21 protein-coding genes are annotated in these 17,920 nt (G+C 70.7%); 11 read left to right on the top strand and 10 right to left on the bottom strand.

What is annotated here, in order from left to right; translation table 11 throughout:
• Positions 1-68: 68 nt before the first annotated feature.
• From ACZ5VC_RS07020 to ACZ5VC_RS06995, 6 genes are all read right to left on the bottom strand, one after another.
• Positions 69-551 (bottom strand): S26 family signal peptidase, encoded by a 483-nt coding sequence (locus ACZ5VC_RS07020; protein WP_469119086.1) that lies wholly within the window; start codon positions 549-551, stop codon positions 69-71.
• The gene (locus ACZ5VC_RS07015) at positions 548-2,380 is read right to left on the bottom strand and encodes an ABC transporter ATP-binding protein (protein ID WP_469119085.1); all 1,833 of its coding nucleotides are present in this window, start codon (positions 2,378-2,380) and stop codon (positions 548-550) included. Before ACZ5VC_RS07015 ends, ACZ5VC_RS07020 begins: the two co-directional genes overlap by 4 nt.
• A complete protein-coding gene (locus ACZ5VC_RS07010) occupies positions 2,377-2,931 on the bottom strand; it encodes a TlpA family protein disulfide reductase (protein WP_469119084.1) in 555 nt (184 codons plus the stop codon). Before ACZ5VC_RS07010 ends, ACZ5VC_RS07015 begins: the two co-directional genes overlap by 4 nt.
• Positions 2,928-3,497 carry a MauE/DoxX family redox-associated membrane protein gene (locus ACZ5VC_RS07005; protein ID WP_469119083.1) on the bottom strand — a complete coding sequence of 190 codons (570 nt, stop codon included), beginning with the start codon at positions 3,495-3,497 and terminating at the stop codon, positions 2,928-2,930. Before ACZ5VC_RS07005 ends, ACZ5VC_RS07010 begins: the two co-directional genes overlap by 4 nt.
• A 73-nt stretch (positions 3,498-3,570) precedes the next feature.
• Positions 3,571-3,750, bottom strand: coding sequence for a hypothetical protein (locus ACZ5VC_RS07000; RefSeq protein ID WP_469119082.1), 180 nt, complete (start codon positions 3,748-3,750; stop codon positions 3,571-3,573).
• Positions 3,751-3,823: 73 nt separating this feature from the next.
• Entirely contained in the window at positions 3,824-4,357 is a 534-nt protein-coding gene (locus ACZ5VC_RS06995) for a redoxin domain-containing protein (protein ID WP_469119081.1), read from the bottom strand.
• Positions 4,358-4,493: 136 nt separating this feature from the next.
• Here ACZ5VC_RS06995 and ACZ5VC_RS06990 point away from each other — a divergent pair, with 136 nt between their 5' ends.
• The 5 genes from ACZ5VC_RS06990 (at position 4,494) to ACZ5VC_RS06970 (ending at position 8,366) form a co-directional block, all read left to right on the top strand.
• A complete protein-coding gene (locus ACZ5VC_RS06990) occupies positions 4,494-5,264 on the top strand; it encodes an AfsR/SARP family transcriptional regulator (protein ID WP_469119080.1) in 771 nt (256 codons plus the stop codon).
• A 175-nt stretch (positions 5,265-5,439) separates the two neighbouring features.
• Positions 5,440-6,609: a hypothetical protein gene (locus ACZ5VC_RS06985; protein ID WP_469119079.1), complete on the top strand. Its 1,170-nt coding sequence runs from the start codon at positions 5,440-5,442 to the stop codon at positions 6,607-6,609.
• 406 nt (positions 6,610-7,015) lie between these two features.
• Complete coding sequence (locus ACZ5VC_RS06980; RefSeq protein ID WP_469119078.1) at positions 7,016-7,396, top strand: CPCC family cysteine-rich protein; 381 nt, start codon at positions 7,016-7,018, stop codon at positions 7,394-7,396.
• A gap of 326 nt (positions 7,397-7,722) precedes the next feature.
• Positions 7,723-7,974: a hypothetical protein gene (locus tag ACZ5VC_RS06975; RefSeq protein ID WP_018845686.1), complete on the top strand. Its 252-nt coding sequence runs from the start codon at positions 7,723-7,725 to the stop codon at positions 7,972-7,974.
• Positions 7,974-8,366: a DNA-binding protein gene (locus ACZ5VC_RS06970; protein ID WP_469119077.1), complete on the top strand. Its 393-nt coding sequence runs from the start codon at positions 7,974-7,976 to the stop codon at positions 8,364-8,366. The genes ACZ5VC_RS06975 and ACZ5VC_RS06970 overlap by 1 nt, the downstream gene beginning before the upstream one ends.
• Positions 8,367-8,591: 225 nt before the next feature.
• Here ACZ5VC_RS06970 and ACZ5VC_RS06965 read toward each other — a convergent pair whose 3' ends face one another.
• A complete protein-coding gene (locus ACZ5VC_RS06965) occupies positions 8,592-8,987 on the bottom strand; it encodes a hypothetical protein (protein ID WP_469119076.1) in 396 nt (131 codons plus the stop codon).
• Positions 8,988-9,172: 185 nt separating this feature from the next.
• On the opposite strand from ACZ5VC_RS06965, the gene ACZ5VC_RS06960 reads away from it, so the two are divergent.
• The gene (locus tag ACZ5VC_RS06960; RefSeq protein WP_469119075.1) at positions 9,173-9,754 is read left to right on the top strand and encodes a Uma2 family endonuclease; all 582 of its coding nucleotides are present in this window, start codon (positions 9,173-9,175) and stop codon (positions 9,752-9,754) included.
• A 112-nt stretch (positions 9,755-9,866) separates the two neighbouring features.
• Here ACZ5VC_RS06960 and ychF read toward each other — a convergent pair whose 3' ends face one another.
• Positions 9,867-10,955, bottom strand: a complete 1,089-nt coding sequence (gene ychF / locus ACZ5VC_RS06955) for a redox-regulated ATPase YchF (protein WP_469119074.1) — start codon at positions 10,953-10,955, stop codon at positions 9,867-9,869.
• 249 nt (positions 10,956-11,204) lie between these two features.
• On the opposite strand from ychF, the gene ACZ5VC_RS06950 reads away from it, so the two are divergent.
• Positions 11,205-11,840 carry a DUF6542 domain-containing protein gene (locus ACZ5VC_RS06950; protein WP_469119073.1) on the top strand — a complete coding sequence of 212 codons (636 nt, stop codon included), beginning with the start codon at positions 11,205-11,207 and terminating at the stop codon, positions 11,838-11,840.
• Between the two features lie 294 nt (positions 11,841-12,134).
• Here the strand turns inward: ACZ5VC_RS06950 and ppgK are convergent, their stop codons facing one another.
• Positions 12,135-12,899 (bottom strand): polyphosphate--glucose phosphotransferase, encoded by a 765-nt coding sequence (gene ppgK / locus ACZ5VC_RS06945; protein WP_469119072.1) that lies wholly within the window; start codon positions 12,897-12,899, stop codon positions 12,135-12,137.
• Positions 12,900-12,929: 30 nt separating this feature from the next.
• Positions 12,930-13,931 (bottom strand): 4-hydroxy-3-methylbut-2-enyl diphosphate reductase, encoded by a 1,002-nt coding sequence (locus tag ACZ5VC_RS06940; RefSeq protein WP_469119071.1) that lies wholly within the window; start codon positions 13,929-13,931, stop codon positions 12,930-12,932.
• 55 nt (positions 13,932-13,986) lie between these two features.
• On the opposite strand from ACZ5VC_RS06940, the gene ACZ5VC_RS06935 reads away from it, so the two are divergent.
• From ACZ5VC_RS06935 to ACZ5VC_RS06920, 4 genes are all read left to right on the top strand, one after another.
• A complete protein-coding gene (locus ACZ5VC_RS06935) occupies positions 13,987-15,345 on the top strand; it encodes an APC family permease (protein WP_469119070.1) in 1,359 nt (452 codons plus the stop codon).
• Positions 15,346-15,615: 270 nt separating this feature from the next.
• Entirely contained in the window at positions 15,616-16,836 is a 1,221-nt protein-coding gene (gene xseA / locus ACZ5VC_RS06930; protein WP_469119069.1) for an exodeoxyribonuclease VII large subunit, read from the top strand.
• 10 nt (positions 16,837-16,846) lie between these two features.
• Positions 16,847-17,083 carry an exodeoxyribonuclease VII small subunit gene (locus ACZ5VC_RS06925; protein WP_468711897.1) on the top strand — a complete coding sequence of 79 codons (237 nt, stop codon included), beginning with the start codon at positions 16,847-16,849 and terminating at the stop codon, positions 17,081-17,083.
• Positions 17,084-17,229: 146 nt separating this feature from the next.
• A complete protein-coding gene (locus ACZ5VC_RS06920) occupies positions 17,230-17,820 on the top strand; it encodes a malonic semialdehyde reductase (protein WP_469119068.1) in 591 nt (196 codons plus the stop codon).
• Positions 17,821-17,920: the final 100 nt, after the last annotated feature.

The raw sequence follows: 17,920 nt of genomic DNA, 5'->3' as shown, positions 1-17,920 counted from the left end.
GGCGCCTGCACAGACGTCGTTCTGACGCGGGCCGTCCCAGCGCCGTCCCCGTACGGCACGTCCCGGCCTCAGGAAGGAAGGGAAGAAGGCGCACCGGGAGCCGCAGCGGCCCGCAGGCGGAGCAGGACGGTTCCGATGAGCTTGTCCTCTGGACAGTAGCCCCACTGTTTGGAGTCCATCGAGCCCGGCTTCTCGCCCAGGAGGACGAGCATGCCCGGCGGGACGTGCGTACCGGGGCATCGGCCGGCCCAGTCCGGTACGGGCTCTCCGGCGACGGCGGCGATGCGTTTGACGTACCACGAGTCGGGCGTGGTGCCCGTGGGGCAGTGCCAGCCGTGCTCGGGGTGGGGTGCGACGACGACGGCCACCCGGCCCGTGGCGACACGGCGTCTGCCACGGAGCATCAGGATCCGGTCACCGGGCATGAGGGTCGGCGACATGCTGTATCCGCGGACGGTCACGGCCACCAGCCGCCCGCGCGCCAGCACCAGGGGCGCGGCGAGGACGAGGAGTCCCGCGAGGGAGAGGAGCACCGGGGCCGCGGCGGTCATCGCACGGTCTCCTCGTAGCCTTCGGCCTGCGTGGTGAAGAGCTCGGCATAGGTGCCGTGGGCGGTCATGAGCTGGTCATGGGTGCCTGCCTCCTGCACGGTCCCGTCGGCGATGACGACGATGGTGTCGGCGGCGCGGACGGTGTTGAGGCGGTGGGAGACGAGGATGCTCGTCGCGCCCTGGCGGAGTGAGGTGAGCCGGTCGTGCACATGGCGCTCGGCGACCGCGTCGAGGCCGGTGCTGGGTTCGTCGAGGATCATGAGATCCCGTTCGGAACGCATCAGGGCCCGGGCCAGCGCGAGACGCTGCCATTGGCCGCCCGACAGCTGGACGCCAGGGTTGGTGTCTTCGGTGTCGTCAGGGAAGAACATCCGGCTGAGCATGGTGTCGTACCCCTGCGGGAGGCGGGCGAGGGCGGTGTGGATGTCCGCGTCGGCGGCGGCGGCGTGGATGCGGGCAGGGTCGTGGAGTGAGCCGAGGTCACCGAGGCCGATGTTCTCCCCGGCGGTGAGGTCGTACTCCATCGGGTCCTGGAAGACAACGCTGATGCGCCGCCGCAGCTGGTCCGCGGGGAAGTCCTTGAGGTCGATGCCGTCCCAGTGGATGCTGCCCCGCTGCGGGTCGTAGAGGCGGCACAGCAGTTTGACGAGGGTGCTCTTCCCGGCCCCGTTGAGACCGACGACGGCCAGGCTGGTGCCGTGCGGGACGGTCAGGCTGATTCCGCGGAGGATCCACGGACCGTCGTCGGTGTAGCGGAACCAGACGTCCCGGAGTTCGAGGCCGTGGCTCAGGGGCGGTGGGGCGATCGGGGCGGCCGGGGCGGGGAGGTCGTCCCGGACCTGGGTGACATGCAGGTAGTGGCTGAACAGCAGGGCCGTCTGGTGGCTTTGGGCGATGCACCCCACCAGGCCGATGAGTGCCGTCTGCATGCCGGCGAGGGCGGCGACGAGGAGGGACACGTCACCGGCGGTGAGGGCGTGGACGGCGGCCTGGTGCACGCCCCAGACGAGTGCGCCGGTGGAGACGGCGGCTCCGAGGGCGGCGAGGGCCGTCTCGTGGGTGACGAGGCGGCGGTCGAGGCGCTCCTCCTGCCCATTGATGCTGTCGAGATCGGTACGCATGCGCTGCGCGAAGTAGCCGCCGAGGCCGTAGAGGCGGATCTCTTTCGCCGCCTGGGTGTCGGTGAGCAGCCCCCGGTAGAAGATCTGACGACGGGCGAGGTTGCTGGTGCGCCAGAACATGTCCGCGCGATGCCGGCTGTTGGCCAGGTGGGCGAAGAGGGCGGGAACGGCCGCGGCGATGAGGACGGCGGCCAGGGTGGGGCTGATGAGCAGGAGACTTCCCAGGAAGCCCGCCAGGGTGAGGACTCCCTGGGCGCCCTGGAGTGCTGCGCCGACGAGCCGCTCGGCCCCCTGCGCGCTCTGGACGGCGAGTTGGACGCGGTCGTGGAAGGCGGGCTGTTCGAGCTTGGACAGACCGCTGAGCCGGTTGACGGCGGTGAGCAGGTCGCTCTGGGCCCGGGTGGAGGTGGCGCGGCGGATGCGGCCGTCCGCGTAGGAGGAGATGGCCGAGGAGGCGGCGAGGAGGACGGTGAGCAGGCCGATGCCGGCCGCGGCCCAGTTGAGGTCCGAGGCGCGGAATTCATCCGCGGTGAGGCTGTCGACCACGTACTTGAGCAGCCAGGAGGCGGCCACGGGGGCTGTACCCGCGATGACGACGGTGGCGATGCGGACGGCGAGGGCCCCCGGGCAGGACCGCAGCGTGAGGGCGAGTACGGCGGTGAGGCCCCGCAGGAATTCGGCCCTGCGGGAGGTGGACCGCCCGCTCATGCGGTGAGGAGGTTGAGCGCGGGCAGGGACCCCATGCCGATGCCCGTCTCCGTGATGGTCCCGTCGGCGTCGAGGAGGACGAAGGTGGGGTGGTGGCGTACGCCGAAGGCGCCGGCGACGGGACCGTTCGGGGGTTCGGTGGCGGTGAGGTCGGTGAGCGGGCCGACCGCTTCGAGCAGGGGACCGGCATCGGCGGGCTGTCCGCTGATGACGGCGACGAGATGCGCGCCCGACGGGGCGTTCGCCTCGGTCCACCGCTGGATCTCGGGGAGGCTGTCCCTGGTGGGCCCGCAGTCGGGGCGGAGGAAGCAGATGAGGGTGGGCTGCCCGGACAGGGCCGATTCGCTGATGTCGCCCCGGGAGGTGTGCAGGGTGAAAGCGGGAGTGGGGTCACCTTCGTGCACGGCGAGGGCGGGAGGGCCCGGGGGCGCGACGGCCGGGGCGGGGGCGGCCATCGTGGTCCGCCAGCGCTTGATGACCGCGAAGGTGAGGAGGGCGTTGACGAGGGTGACCGCGGCGAGAAGGGCGAGGCCGGTGATGGCGTAGCTCACTGTGTGATCGTCCTTTCAGCGTTGGCCGGTGCCGCCGGAGCAGAAGAACGGGCGGAGAAGAAGACGGCGAGGTCGTCGGTGAAGACGGCGAACGCGGTGAGATAACCGGCGATGGCGACGGCGAGCGCGAGTGCGGGGGCGCTGAGGGGGGTGGCGGTGCCGTGGGTGAGGGCGATGGCGCCGCCGAGGAGGGCGAGCACCGTGAGGGTGACGTTGCGGGCGACATGCCAGGGGCCCATGGGCACAGTGGTCCTGCTGCCGAAGCAGGGGCAGCCGGCGGGGCTGCGGCGCCGCATGGTGGTGACGGCGACGGCGCTGAATGCCGCGCACAGGGCGGCGGCGACGGCCAGGCCCGCGGTGAGCGTACGGGGCAGAGCGAGGAGCACGGCGGCGATGAGCTCGGCCGCGGGCACCAGGACGGCGAGAGCCGGCCGGGCGGCGGCCGGCAGGGAGGTGAGGTCGCCCAGCGCCGTGGCGAATCGGCGGCGGTCGCGCAGCTTGGCGAGGCCGGCCACGGCCAGCACGCAGATCAGGGTCAGGCGGCAGACGAGCAGCAGGTCGGACAAGAGTGACTCCGGAAGAGTGGGTCCTGGGCCGGCGGGCACGGGGCGAGCCGCACGCGGCCCGCCCCGTGGTGTTTCAGCAGTAGGCCCAGCTGCCGCAGCTGACCCCGCACGCGGCCGTGTAGCAGCAGCGGCGGCATCGCTGGGCGCTGGTGCTCCACTCGGTCCAGCAGTCCGGCGGGCAGCCCGCCTCGGCTTCGGCCTTGGGCAGAATCCGCTCGATCAGGCGGCCCGCACCGGCCTTGAGTGTGCGCATGGTTCTCCTCTTCCTGTGTGGATGGGATGTGCGTACTCCGCGGTGCGACCACGGTCCGCGGTCGCACCGGGGTTCAGGAGGCCGCCGTTACCGGTTCGCGGTTGGCGGCGGAGGGAGCGGCGACAACGCCGTCCTGGTAGCTGAGGATCGTGGGGAAGGCGGGGACGCGCAGTGCGCGGAACAGTGGTGATGTCTCGGGCTCCGGCACCACCTCGTCCGCCGGACCGATGAGTTGGGCGGCCAGGCCGCTCTCGCCCGCTTCGGCACCGATCACCAGGGCCAGGACCCGGCCGCCTGCTGCCCGGGCCCGGTCGGCCCGTTCGGCGAAGTCGGGGAGGCTGTCGGTGCAGGACGGGCAGTCGTAGGAGAAGACGCCCAGCAGCAGTTCCCCGGAGCGGAAGTCGTCCTGGGTCAGGGTTCGGCCGCTGAGCGCGGTGGCGGTGAAATCCGGGAGTCCGTCTCCGGGTTGCGGCCCCTGGGCTGCGAAGTCGTCACGTCGGCGTACGACTTCGAGCTCCTGCCAGCGGCGCAGGATGCTGATGAGCAGGACGAGGTTGAGCAGGGCGACGGCTCCGACGAGCACCAGACCGGCAATGACGTAAGGCAAGTTCGACCCCCTGGCGCGGTTGCACGGGGGACCAGTGTGATAGGTGGGGCCTGTCGGAAGGATGACAAGACCTTGCCAGGAACATAACCAGCTGAGCATCATGGCCGCCATGCTTGCCACGGGGTCACATTTTCGAGTGCTCGGCAGAGTTGAGTGGACCGTCGACGGACGCCCCAGAGCCATCGGTCGCCGCCGCGAGCGTCTGCTGCTGGGGTTACTCCTGCTGGAGATGGGCCGGCCGCTCCCGATGGACCGGCTCATCGATCTGCTGTCGGACGAGGAGGAACGACCGCGGTCCCGGGCCGATCTGTACGTGGACGTCTGCCGACTGCGGGCGAGCCTTCGCCAGGGCGGGTGCGACGGGTCGGTGCGGCTGGTGCGGAGCGGTTCGACGTACGCCCTGACCGGCGATCCGCAGCTGGTGGATCTGCACCGCTTCACCCAGCTGGTCAACCGGGCCCAGCGGAGCACCGAGCCCCAGGAGGTCTCACGACTCGCCTCGTCCGCCCTGGCCGAGTGGCGGGGGGCGGTGCTGGAGGACGTCGCATCCGAGCGGACCCGCCGAGGTGTCGGCACCGCATTCGACGAACTGCTGATCTCGGCGCAACTGCTGCGGGTCGCGGCCGAGTTCAAGCTGCGTAACTACTGGTCGCTCGCCGGAGAACTCGCGCAGCTCACCGAGGACCATCCGGAACACGAGATGCTCCTGGCCTTCCGTGCGGCCACGCTCTACGAGTGCGGCCGTCGCGCGGATGCGCTGCGCGTGCTGTCCTCGGCCCGGGCACACATGACCGCGCGGCTGGGGCTGGACTTGGGCCGCGAGCTGCAGGATCTGCGCGAGGCGATCCTGCGTGGCAATCCCGTGGACTGCCGCATCTTCCGCTGTGGCGCCCTGAGCGCCGTGTGACGCGGCCCGGATCGTGAACATCGCGCATCGCGCCACCGTGTACGACACCTGATCCTGCGCCGGGAACACGTGCGATCGGCCGGAATCCGCTGGGAAGCAGCCACCGCCGACAAGGCCGGCCGCGCCACATTGTCAGTGCCGGCTGATTGTCAGTGCCGGCTGCTTCCATGGCGCCATGAGCACTGTGCACGAGACCGCCGCCCTCCTCCCCGACCCCGCCGAACTCCGCGCTCACCTGCGCGCGTTGGCCCTTCTCGACGCCACGATCGGCGACGATCCGCGGTTCTGCTGCTACGCCTTCGACACCGCCTGGGGCCCCGGCGAAGAGGCAGCCTTGATGGAGAACGGCTCGGGGGACGACTTCTCCGTCGTCTTCACCCCGGCCGGCGTGCTCATCCGCGGCTTCGACCACGAGTCGCGGATGAGCCCGTACGGGACGGACGATGAGCAGGTCTGGCCCGGTGTCATCGACGAAGTGCCCGCCGCGCTGAGCCCGCTCCTGGACGAACCCGCCTTCCGTGACGAGGGCATCGACGCCCCTCGCGTCACCGCCTGCCTGTGGCGGGAGACCGGTGACACGGCCTGGCGCACCGGCTCGGCCATCGCCTTCCCGCCCGGCAGCGAGGACCCGGACGGCTCCGGCTTCCTCTTCCATCTCCTCGCCGACCGCTCCCCCGAGGCCGTCCAGGCCCACTTCGAGGACTATTACGAGCGCCCTGTCCCCCTCGACGCGGTCCGCCACGTCCTTGCCGGACACCCCCTCACCCCTGCGATCACCGCAGCCCTCAACCCGGCCGCCCTTTCGGACAACGCCCTGCTCCGCAGGATCGCCGCGCACCCCGAGGCCGCTTCCTACCTGGCCTGCGACGGAGAGTTCGACCTCGCCCGAACCGACCCGATCGAGTCGATCGCCCTGCCGAACGGCCTCCCGGTGGAGCCCGTCGCCGGCTGCAACGCGGGCGGCACCCACTACCTCTGCGGCCCGGCCGTCCCCGACGGCCCCCGCCCCGTCCTCTACACCGACTCCGAGGGCCGGGCCTCCCTCATCGCCGAGTCCCTCGCCGAGGCCCTGACCCTCGCCATCGTCCTCCCGTCCTGGCACGACGCCCTGGCCGGCTTCCGTCCTCCCACCCTCAACTCCGACTACCTCGACGACCACCCGGACCACCCCACCGTCCGCGACCGCCTCCTCGCCGCACTTGGGCTGCCCCCGGCCACGGACCGGGAAGTCCTGGACCGCCTACTCACCACCGCCGCCCGCACCGTCCCCGACGGCTTCCTCCCGCACGTTCCCAACGAGGAGGGGTCCGCCTTCCAGCCGATGCTCGAACTGCCTGCCGACTGAGGCGACCCGCGCGACCGGGTCAGTGCCTCGTCCTGCGGCGCCGGAGGGTACGAGGACCGGGCCCTGGCCCCCGCTGGCACGGCGTCAGAATGTCCAGCACCGTCCCGGCACGGAGAAAAGCCAGGGGCCCACCCCGGAGAGGTGGGCCCCTTTCGACCAGCATGTTTGCCAGGTCAGCGATGTGGCGCTGCGTGACTCATCACACGTTGAAGCGGAATGCCTGCGGGCCGATCCTGACCTGCGGCGGAGCTTGGTCCAGGGCTCTGACCCGGGGGGTTCCTCGTTGGCATGCGTTGGCTCCCGACGGCCGTTTACGGGTGTCCTGCGGACTGGCTGCGACTGCCCTGCGGTGCCGAGGCCGAGAAATCCATGGCGCACCGGCCGGACCCGCAACGAGACTGCGCAGGTGAGCGACCGCTACCCCTGTCCCTGCTGCGGGCACCGCGTGCTCGACGCCATGCCCGGCTCTTACGAGATCTGCCCCGTCTGCTTCTGGGAGGACGACGGGGTTCAGTTCCGCTGGCCGGCCATGGCAGGCGGAGCGAACAAGGTCTCGCTGATCGAGGCCCAGCGCAACTACCAGGACTTCGGCGCCTGCGACGAGCACGGCCGGCGGTACGTCCGCCCGCCGGCGGAGGACGAGCCGCTCGACCCCGCCTGGCGCCCCATCGATCTGACGCGCGACTCTTTCGAGGACTGGGCAGCCGAGGACCGCGCCCCGTGGCCCGACGACCGCTCGGTGCTCTGCTGGTGGCTCCCCACCTTCTGGCGCCGGGACCGCCCATGACCACCCACATCGAGAGACTCATCCAGCAGCTCGATGACTCGACCGGCCCGTCGTACGACGCCCGCGCAGAACTGATCGACATCGGCTCCGACGCCATCCCCGTCCCCGCATCCTCCCACCACCCACTCCGACCCTGGACGGGGTGCCCGTCCAGTCCGGACAAGGTGCCGATGTCCCATCGGACGGGGCCCCCTGACCTGCGCTGCCGCAGGTCAGAGGCCCCCTGCGTGCGATCTCCCGGATGCGCAAGAAGCCGGCGCGGATCAGTCGGACCCGCAGGAGCTATTCACCGCCGAAGGCTTACGACCACCGGTAGGATCGGCGGCATGAGCGGTAGCAGGAAGTACTCGATCAGTCTGCCCGAGGACCTCGCCGAGGCCGTACGCGCCCACGTCGGCCCCGGCGGCTTCTCCGCCTACGTCGCTGAGGCCCTCGAACAGCGGGTCGCCATGGACAAGCTCCGGGAGATCGTCGCGGACTTCGAGACCGACAACGAAGCTCTCACCCGCGAGGAGGTCGAGGCCGCCCGGGCGCTGCTGCGCCACGACCACCGGCAGGCCGGCGGGGCCGCCGCCTGATGCCCGGCACCCTCCTGCTCGACAGCGAAGGCCTCTCGAAGCTCTACCGCAAGGACCGCACCGTCGTGGCTCTGGTCCAAGCGGCGTCGGAAGAGGGCATCCGCGTCGCCACCAGCGCCATGACCACTCTTGAGGCCGACTACGAGCGTATCCACCCGGCCCGCATCAACTGGGTCCTCTCCCGCGTCGACGTTCACGACGTCACCAAGGAGATCACCGACCAGGCTGCCGCGCTTCTGCGCGCCCATCACCTCCACGGCCACAGGTACGCCATCGATGCCGCCTTCGCCGTCATCGCCCGCAACGCACCCCGGCCGGTCACCGTCCTCACGTCCGACCCCGAGGATCTGACACTCCTGTGCGGCCCTTCCGTGGAGGTCGTCAAGGTCTGAGGCAGTGTCACTGCCACGCCGGCCAGACCTGCCACTGCCCCTCATCCCGGAGCGAGGACTCCCTGCGGACAGAAGCTCATACCCGATCCGCCAACAAGCAGGTCGGGCACGGTTCTTGGCGAGACGTCGGACGTTGAAGCGGAACATGCAGTACAGGACTCCCACCTGCGAACACGTGGTTCTGGGTGGGCAAAGTCAGCAAGAATCAGCACGGGAGTACAGCCGTCACACCCGATCGCCATCGTCACTCAACGGCTCCATGGGGATCTCAAGGAGGGCGGGTTCCCCCGAGCCGGAAATGTCAGCGTCCGATTGGCGTTCCGAGTCCTGCCGTTCAACACCTCTCTGGGCCTGCTGACTCAACGCCTCAATCGACCGTGCCTGCCGCCCCAGCACATTCACAGCCTCCCCAAAGTGTTTGGCGACCTGATGCACGCTCCACTCCACCGAATCGGTCTCAAGGGCACTATCCCTCAGGGCCTCAAGATCCACCGTGTGGGTCAGCGTGCCCACGCGGCCGAAGGGGCCGTCCGCGTCAACCTGGAACTCGTACACCTTGGGCAGTTCCGAGGAGAAGAGTTGATGGGGTCGCGATGCGCCGACCAACAGCATGATTGCCAAAACGCGGCCGTCGTGGAGAGAACGAGAGCTGCCACGGAAATGACCACCGTGGCGATCTGAACCGATGAGTCGCTCTTGACCGGATGCCAGGCAGGTGGCTGGTCACAGCGCGGAAAGTCGCCGAAAATCATCCGGCCGAGATCGTTGGCTCTTCAGCCAGAGCCGCGGGCCGCTACCGTGAAGGCATGACCGCACTGCCCGACTGGATGCGCCCGCCGCGCGCGGAAGGCTGGTTCGCGGAGGACCTCGACCGCCTCCCCGAGGCACCCCGCCACACCGAGTTGATCGATGGAGCCCTCGTCTTCATGATGTCGCCCCAGAGGTGGTGGCACGGCCACCTCGTCACCATGCTCACCGTCGCACTCATGGAGCAGGTGCCCGCCGACACCAGAGTCGGCCGCGAGATGACCATCAAGCTCGACCCGCGTAACCGTCCCGAACCGGACCTGCTGGTGACGACGGCCGATTTCGACGGCGACCGTACCTGGTTCGCACCGGAGGACGTCCCACTCGTCATCGAGGTCGTGTCCCCGGAGTCCGCCCATCGCGATCGCACAGTAAAACTTCGCAAGTACGCGGAGGCCGGCATCCCGCACTACTGGTGCATTGAGGACGAGGACGGGGCACCCGTCGTCCACGTCTACGAGCTCGACGAACCCACTGGTACATACGCGCCCGCCGGGATCTTCCGGGGCACCCTCCAGCGCCCGGTGCCTTTCGAGGTCAGCCTGGACCTCGACAAGCTCACGCCGCCCCGGAGCAGCTGAAAAGTCAGCACCAAGTCAGCACGGGAATGGAGAAGGGGTCGGACTCGTCAGGGTCCGACCCCTTCTGACCTGCACGTTCGACGAAACTAACTAACATGCAGTAACGAGACGACTACACGTTGAAGCGGAACTCCACCACGTCGCCGTCCTGCATCACGTACTCCTTGCCCTCCATGCGGGCCTTGCCCTTCGCGCGGGCCTCGGCCACCGAGCCCGTCTCGACCAGGTCCTCGAAGGAGATGACCTCGGCCTTGATGAAGCCCTTCTGGAAGTCGGTGTGGATCACACCGGCGGCCTCGGGGGCCGTCGCGCCCTTCTTGATCGTCCAGGCGCGGGTTTCCTTGGGGCCGGCCGTCAGGTACGTCTGGAGGCCGAGGGTGTCGAAGCCGACGCGGCCCAGGGTCGCGAGGCCCGGCTCTTCCTGGCCCATGGACTGGAGGAGCTCCAGGGCCTCGTCGTCGTCGAGCTCGATGAGCTCGGACTCGATCTTGGCATTCAGGAAGATCGCCTCGGCGGGGGCCACCAGCGCGCGCTGCTCGTTCTTGAAGTCCTCGTCGACCAGCTCGTCCTCGTCGACGTTGAAGACGTAGAGGAAGGGCTTGGTGGTGAGCAGGTGCAGCTCGTGGAGGAGGTCGCCCTGCTCCGTGCCCTTGGTGATGCCCGCGGAGAAGAGGGTCTGGCCCGACTCCAGGATCTTCTGGGCCGACTCGACTGCCGCCAGGACCGCCACCTTGTCCTTCTGGAGGCGGGACTCCTTCGTCAGGCGCGGGACCGCCTTCTCGACGGACTGCAGGTCGGCGAGGATCAGCTCGGTGTTGATCGTCTCGATGTCGTCCTTCGGCGAGACCTTGCCGTCGACGTGCACGACGTTCTCGTCCTTGAAGGCCCGGATGACCTGGCAGATCGCGTCCGATTCGCGGATGTTCGCGAGGAACTTGTTGCCCAGGCCCTCGCCCTCGCTCGCACCGCGGACGATGCCCGCGATGTCGACGAAGTCGACCGTCGCCGGGAGGACCCGCTGCGAGCCGAAGATCTCGGCCAGCGTGGCCAGCCGGGCGTCGGGGACACCGACGACACCGACGTTCGGCTCGATGGTGGCGAACGGGTAGTTGGCCGCCAGCACGTCGTTCTTGGTCAGGGCGTTGAACAGGGTCGACTTGCCGACATTCGGCAGACCGACGATTCCGATCGTGAGCGACACGTTGACGACTTCCTGCAGTGCGGATGGTGGGCCGGGTGGTGGGCCGATCCCCCAGTTTACGGGCGTGTCGCCCCCGGCCGCGACGGGTCGCCCCGGGAGCGGACGGCCGGCGGACGGGTCGCGTGCGGGTTGCGGACGGTCGCGTACGGGTGGCGCCATGGCGACCCGCGCGTCGATCTCAGCGCCAAGCTCGGCCAAAGTGCGTGTCCCGTACCCGTTTCCGGGGCACTCCCGACCTACGTTGTCCAAGTGGAGCAGCCCAGGACACGTCACCCCCGGGGCCGGCAGCGGCCTCGGCCCCCTCTTCCCCCGGCCGGTGCGTTCGCCGAAGGCTCGGCCGTCTATCAGGTCGAGCCGCGAAGCGGGCGCGGCGGAAGGCCCGGGAAGGCCGGGCGGCCCGCGCCGCCGGCTGTCGTCGCGCTGCGCCGGCTGCCCGGCCCCCGGCTGACCGGCCTCGGCGGGGGACTGTTCGCCTCCGCCGCGATGCTGGTGCTCGGCTGTCTGGACTGGCTGCTCTTCGACGAGTCGGCGGTGGTCTACGGGCTGCTGTTCCTGCCGGTCAGCGCCCTGACCGCGCTCTGGGTCAGGGCGGCGGACCTGGTCACCGCCCCGATCAGCGTCCCGATCGCCTTCGCCGTCGGCGTCGTCCCCATCTCGGGCGGGGCGGGCGGCTTCGGCGGGCAGGCGATGGCGGTCGTCACCGCCCTCGCCGTGCACGCCGGCTGGCTGTACGGCGGCACGCTCGTCGCCGGCGTGATCACCTGCGTGCGGAAGGTGCGGCTCATGGGGCGCCGCCAGCGTGCCGCGGCCGTCCGCGGCCCCTCCGGACCCCTCCGCCGCCCCGCCCCCGAGGCCGCCCGGCCGGTGCGGTCCGAAGGCCCCTAGGGCTGTCTTCGGACCGCCGGGAAAACCCCTTCCCCGGCCCGACCCGAAGGACGGGCCCGGGCTCCGGTGGCGGCGGGGCCCGTCTTCCGGATTCTGCCGGCCCCGCGTGCCCCGGCCCGAACCCACAAGACAGGCCCGGGCTCCGGTGGCGGCGGGGCCCGTCTTCCGGATTCTGCCGGGCCCGCGTGCCCCGGCCCGAACCCACAAGACAGGCCCGGGCTCCGGTGGTGGCGGTGCCCGTGTCTGGGTTCGGGCCGGGCCCGCGTCCCCCGGCCCGAACCCACAAGACAGGTCCTAGGCTCCAGTGACGGCCGCGCCCCTCAGCGCCCCCGCCGTCATCGCCGCTCCCACGATCCCCGCGTTGTTCTCCAGCTCGGCCGGGACCATCTCCGCCTTGATCCCCTCGATCAGCGGCAGGAACTTGTCCGCCTTCCGGCTCACTCCTCCGCCGATGATGAAAAGCTCCGGCGAGAACAGCATCTCCAGGTGGGCGAGGTACTTCTCCACCCGGCGCGCCCAGTGCTCCCAGCTCAGGCCCTCGTCCTCCTTGACCTTCGTCGAGGCCCGCTTCTCGGCCTCGTGGCCCTTCAGCTCCAGGTGGCCAAGTTCCGTGTTCGGCACGAGACGGCCGTCGATGAAGAGCGCACTCCCGATGCCCGTACCGAAGGTCAGCAGCGCCACCGTGCCCTTGCGGCCCCGGCCGGCCCCGAAGGTCATCTCGGCGACCCCGGCCGCGTCCGCGTCGTTGAGGACCGTCACGGGCAGGCCGCCCAGACGCTCGCTCAGCAGGGCGTCCGCGTCGACGCCGATCCAGCTCTTGTCCACGTTCGCGGCCGTACGGATCGTGGAGCCGGTGACCACGCCGGGGAAGGTGACCCCGACCGGGCCCGACCAGCCGAAGTGCTCCACGACCTCCGCGACACAGCCCGCGACACCGTCGGGTGTCGCGGGCTGTGGGGTCAGTACTTTGTGTCGCGGCTCTGCCAGATCACCGCGCTCCAGATCCACCGGGGCGCCTTTGATCCCCGATCCGCCGATGTCCACTCCGAAGACGTTCATGGACACAACGTTACGGGCAGCCGCTGACGGTCACTTCTTCATGAGAGCGGCAGCTTCGGCACGCAGGTCGCGGCGGAGCTCCTTGGGCAGCGAGAAGGTGATCGACTCCTCGGCGGTCTTCACCGTCTCCACGTCGGCGTAGCCGCGCTCGGCCAGCCATTCCAGGACACCGTCGACCAGGACGTCGGGGACCGAGGCGCCGGAGGTCAGGCCGACCGTGCTGACGCCCTCCAGCCAGGCCTCGTCGATCTCGTCGGCGAAGTCCACCAGGTGCGCCGCGGGGGCGCCGGCGTCGAGGGCGACCTCGACCATGCGGATCGAGTTCGAGGAGTTCTTGGAGCCCACGACGATGACGAGCTCGGCGTCCTCGCTCAGCTTCTTCACCGCGATCTGGCGGTTCTGCGTGGCGTAGCAGATGTCGTCGCTCGGAGGCGACAGCAGCTGCGGGAACTTCTCCTTGAGCGCGTCGACCGTCTCCATCGTCTCGTCGACCGACAGCGTCGTCTGGGAGAGCCAGACGACCTTCGACTCGTCCCGCACGGTCACGTTCGCGACGTCCTCGGGCCCGTCGACCAGCGTGATGTGGTCCGGCGCCTCGCCCGACGTGCCGATGACCTCCTCGTGGCCCTCGTGGCCGATCAGGAGGATGTCGTAGTCCTCCTTGGCGAAGCGGACCGCTTCCTTGTGGACCTTCGTCACCAGGGGGCAGGTCGCGTCGATAGTGGCGAGCCTGCGGCCGGCGGCCTCGTCGTGGACGACCGGGGCGACGCCGTGCGCCGAGAACATCACGATGGATCCCTCGGGGACCTCCGCGGTCTCGTCGACGAAGATCGCGCCCTTCTTCTCCAGGGTCTGCACGACGTACTTGTTGTGGACGATCTCGTGGCGGACGTAGATCGGCGCACCGTACTGCTCCAGTGCCTTCTCCACGGCGATGACGGCGCGGTCCACGCCCGCGCAGTAGCCGCGCGGGGCGGCGAGCAGGACGCGGCGGGCAGCGGGCGCGGCAGGCGTAGCAGTCATGCGTCCCATCGTAAGGCCGCGCCGTACACGGGAAAGATCGGCTCGTTGGCTGAGACTGATCGGCATGACCGGCACCGGCGCGCAGGAGGCGGAGACGGGCGAGGAGCTGCGGCGGACGCTCGGCTTCAGGGATCTCGTCGTCTACGGGCTGCTCTTCATCGCGCCCATGGCGCCGGTCGGTGTCTTCGGCACGCTCGACGCCAAGTCGCACGGAGCGGTCGCGCTGGTCTATCTGGTCGCGACGGTCGCGATGGCTTTCACCGCATTCAGCTACGCCCAGATGGTCCGGGTGGCGCCGCAGGCCGGCTCGGTCTTCACGTACGCCCGCAAGGGGCTCGGGGAGGGGCCGGGGTTCATCGCCGGGTGGATGGCGATGCTCGACTATCTGCTGATCCCCGCGGTCGCCTATCTCTTCTCCGGCATCGCGATGGAAGCGCTGGTGCCGGACATCGACCGGTGGGTGTGGACCGGGCTCGCGGTGGTGGTCACGACGCTGCTGAACCTGTGGGGCGTACGGGCGGCGGCGCGGGTCGGGTTCGCGGTGCTCGCGATGGAGATCGTGGTGCTGCTGGTGTTCGTGGTCTCCGCGGTGGTGGTGCTCGCAGGGGACGGGGCGCAGCGCGACTGGTGGTCGCCGCTCGGCGGGGACGCGGGGTTCTCGATGGCGGCGGTGTTCGGGGCGGTGTCCGTGGCCGTGCTGTCGTACCTCGGCTTCGACGCGATCGCGTCGTTCGCGGAGGAGGTCACCGGGGGGTCGGCGAAGGTGGCGCGGGCGGTGCTGTTCTGTCTCGCGCTGGCCGGCGTGCTCTTCGTGACGCAGACGTATCTGGTGGCGCTGCTGGAGCCGATGTCCTCGGCGGAGCTGGCAGCGGAGCCGGTGAAGCAGGGGTCTGCCTTCTACGACGCCGTGGACGCGTCCGTGGGCGGCTGGCTGCACGACCTGGTGGCGGTGAGCAAGGCGATCGGGGCGGCGTTCGCGGCGCTGGCCGGGCAGGCGGCGGCCGGGCGGCTGGTCTTCGCGATGGCCCGCGACCGGCGCCTGCCGCACGCGCTCGCGCGCACCGACTCCGGGGTGCCACGGGTGGCGCTGCTCTTCGCCGCGGTGGTCACGCTGGTGGCGGCGGTGTGGGCGGCGCGGCGCGACGACGGCATGGACCACCTGGTATCGGTGGTCGACATCGGCGCCCTGACGGCGTTCGTGCTGCTGCACGCGAGCGTGGTGGGCTGGTTCGCCGTGCGCCGGGCGGAGGGCCCGCCGCACTGGCTGCGGCACGTGGTGCTGCCGGTGGCAGGGGCGGGCATCCTCATCGCGGTGATCGTCGAGGCGTCGCCGTCGGCGCAGGTGGTGGGGGTGATCTGGCTGGGTGTGGGGCTGGTGGTGCTGGCGGTCCAGGGAGCGGGAAGAGGCCTCGGCGAGCGATGAGGGCGGGCGCCCGGCGGTGGCGTCCTTGGCGCGCGACGAGGCGGGGCACCCGGCCCCGGGCCCCGCCCCGGCTCGGCGAGCGACGACGGCGAAAGTGCTCGGGCCCGGCCCCCTCGGCGAGCGACGACGGCGAGAGCAACCCCCCGGCCCCTCGGGAGTGGGAGGGGCGCCCCGGCCCCTCGGCGGGCGACGAGGACAGTGGCACCCGCTCCTCGCCCCGCGGCGGGCGATGAGGGTCGGGCGCCCCCCATCGGCCGATACGCTCGGCGCATGGGTCTTTCCACGTCTGCCGAAGCTCCCCTGCCCGTCGGTGAGGTGTCCCGGCTCATCGGGGGGTGGATCGACCGGCTCGGGGCCGTCTGGGTCGAGGGGCAGATCACGCAGCTCTCGCGCCGGCCCGGCGCCGGGGTCGTCTTCATGACGCTGCGCGACCCCTCGTACGACATCTCCGTCGGCGTCACCTGCTATCGCCAGGTCTTCGACGCCGTCGCCGACATCGTCTCCGAGGGCGCCCGCGTCGTCGTACACGCCAAGCCCGAGTGGTACGCGCCCCGCGGCCAGCTCTCGCTCCGCGCCGTCGAGATAAAGCCCGTCGGCATCGGTGAGCTGCTCGCCCGGCTCGAGCAGCTGAAGCGCTCCCTCGGCGCCGAGGGTCTCTTCGCGCTGGACCGGAAGAAGCCGCTGCCCTTCCTGCCCCAGCTGATCGGCCTGGTCTGCGGACGCGCCTCCGCCGCCGAGCGGGACGTCCTGGAGAACGCCCGCCACCGCTGGCCCGCCGTCCGCTTCGAGGTGCGCAATGTCGCGGTGCAGGGGGTCCACGCCGTCACCCAGGTCGTCCAGGCCGTCAAGGAGCTCGACGAGCTCTCCGAGTGCGACGTGATCATCGTGGCGCGGGGCGGCGGAAGCGTGGAGGATCTGCTGCCGTTCTCGGACGAACAGCTCGTACGGGCGGTCTCCGCCTGCCGTACGCCCGTCGTCTCCGCCATCGGCCACGAACCGGACTCGCCCCTCCTCGACCTCGTCGCGGATCTGCGGGCCTCCACCCCGACCGACGCGGCCAAGAAGGTCGTACCGGACGTGGGCGAGGAGCTGGAGCGGGTGCAGGCTCTGCGGGACCGGTCCCTGCGAAGCCTTCGGGGGCTGCTCGACCGCGAGGAGCGCGGCTTGGCGCACGCTCTGGCGAGGCCGGTCATGGAGCGGCCGCACCGGATGCTGGAGGAGCGGGAGGACGAGCTCCACGCCCTGCTGGCGCGGGGCCGCCGGGTACTCGGACATCTGCTGGACCGTGCCGACTCCGAGCTGTCCCACACCCGCGCCCGGGTTCTCTCGCTCTCGCCCGCCGCGACGCTGGAGCGCGGATACGCGGTGCTCCAGCGGGCGGACGGGTCCGTGGTCCGCTCCCCGGAGGAGGTCGCCGAGGACGAGGAGCTCCGCGCGCGGGTCGCCGAAGGCGAATTCGCGGTGCGCCGCACGGCCGGACCTCACGCATAGGGTGGAGCGCATGGCTGCGAAGACGGAAGAGGCGACGCTCGGCTACGAGCAGGCGCGCGACGAGCTGATCGAGGTCGTCCGCCGCCTGGAGGCGGGCGGCACGACGCTGGAGGAGTCCCTCGCGCTCTGGGAGCGGGGCGAGGAGCTGGCCAAGGTGTGTCGCCGCTGGCTGGAAGGCGCCCGCGCGCGCCTTGACGCGGCCCTGGCGGAACAGGACCACGCAGGCGGACCGGGCACCGACGACTAGTCCAGGCCGCCCCACCCCGGGGTCCGCACCCCACTCGACCCCTGTGAGTCGGCTCACCACGCCGCCGATTTAGTTGAAAATTAACCTATCGGGGCGTACGTTTTTGGACATCGCTTGATCCCTTGCACGTCCGGAAGGTACGCAGCATGACCCTCGTTCTCGACCCTGCCGCCCAGGACCTCCTCTTCCGTGAGGCCCGCACCGCCAACACGTTCACCGACGAGCCGGTGACCGAGGAGCAGGTCCAGGCGATCTACGACCTGGTCAAGTACGGGCCCACCGCCTTCAACCAGACGCCGCTGCGCATCGTCCTGGTCCGCTCGGACGAGGCCCGCGCGCGGCTCGTCGGGCACATGGCCGAGGGCAACCAGGCGAAGACCGCCGCCGCCCCCCTCGTGGCCATCCTCGCCGCCGACAACGAGTTTCACCACGAGCTCCCCTCGCTCCTGCCGCACTTCCCGCAGGCCAAGGACATGTTCTTCAGCGAGCGCCCGGTCCGCGAGGACTCCGCCGCCCTGAACGCCGCCCTCCAGGCCGCGTACTTCATCGTCGGCGTGCGCGCCGCCGGTCTTGCCGCGGGTCCGATGACGGGCTTCGACTTCCGGGGCGTCCAGAAGGAGTTCCTGGACGACGACCACACCCCGCTGATGGTCGTCAACATCGGCAAGCCGGGCACCGACTCCTCGTTCCCCCGCTCGCCGCGCCTCGCCTACGAGGACGTCATCACCACCGTCTGACGGCGGCGGCACGCGACGGCGGGGGGGGGGGGGGGGGGGGGGGGGGGGGGGGGGGGGGGGGGGGGGGGGGGGGGGGGGGGGGGGGGGGGGGGGGTGGGTG

The sequence above is a fragment of the Streptomyces sp. NPDC033174 genome (assembly GCF_055577795.1).
This window is presented reverse-complemented; position numbering and strand designations above follow the sequence as displayed.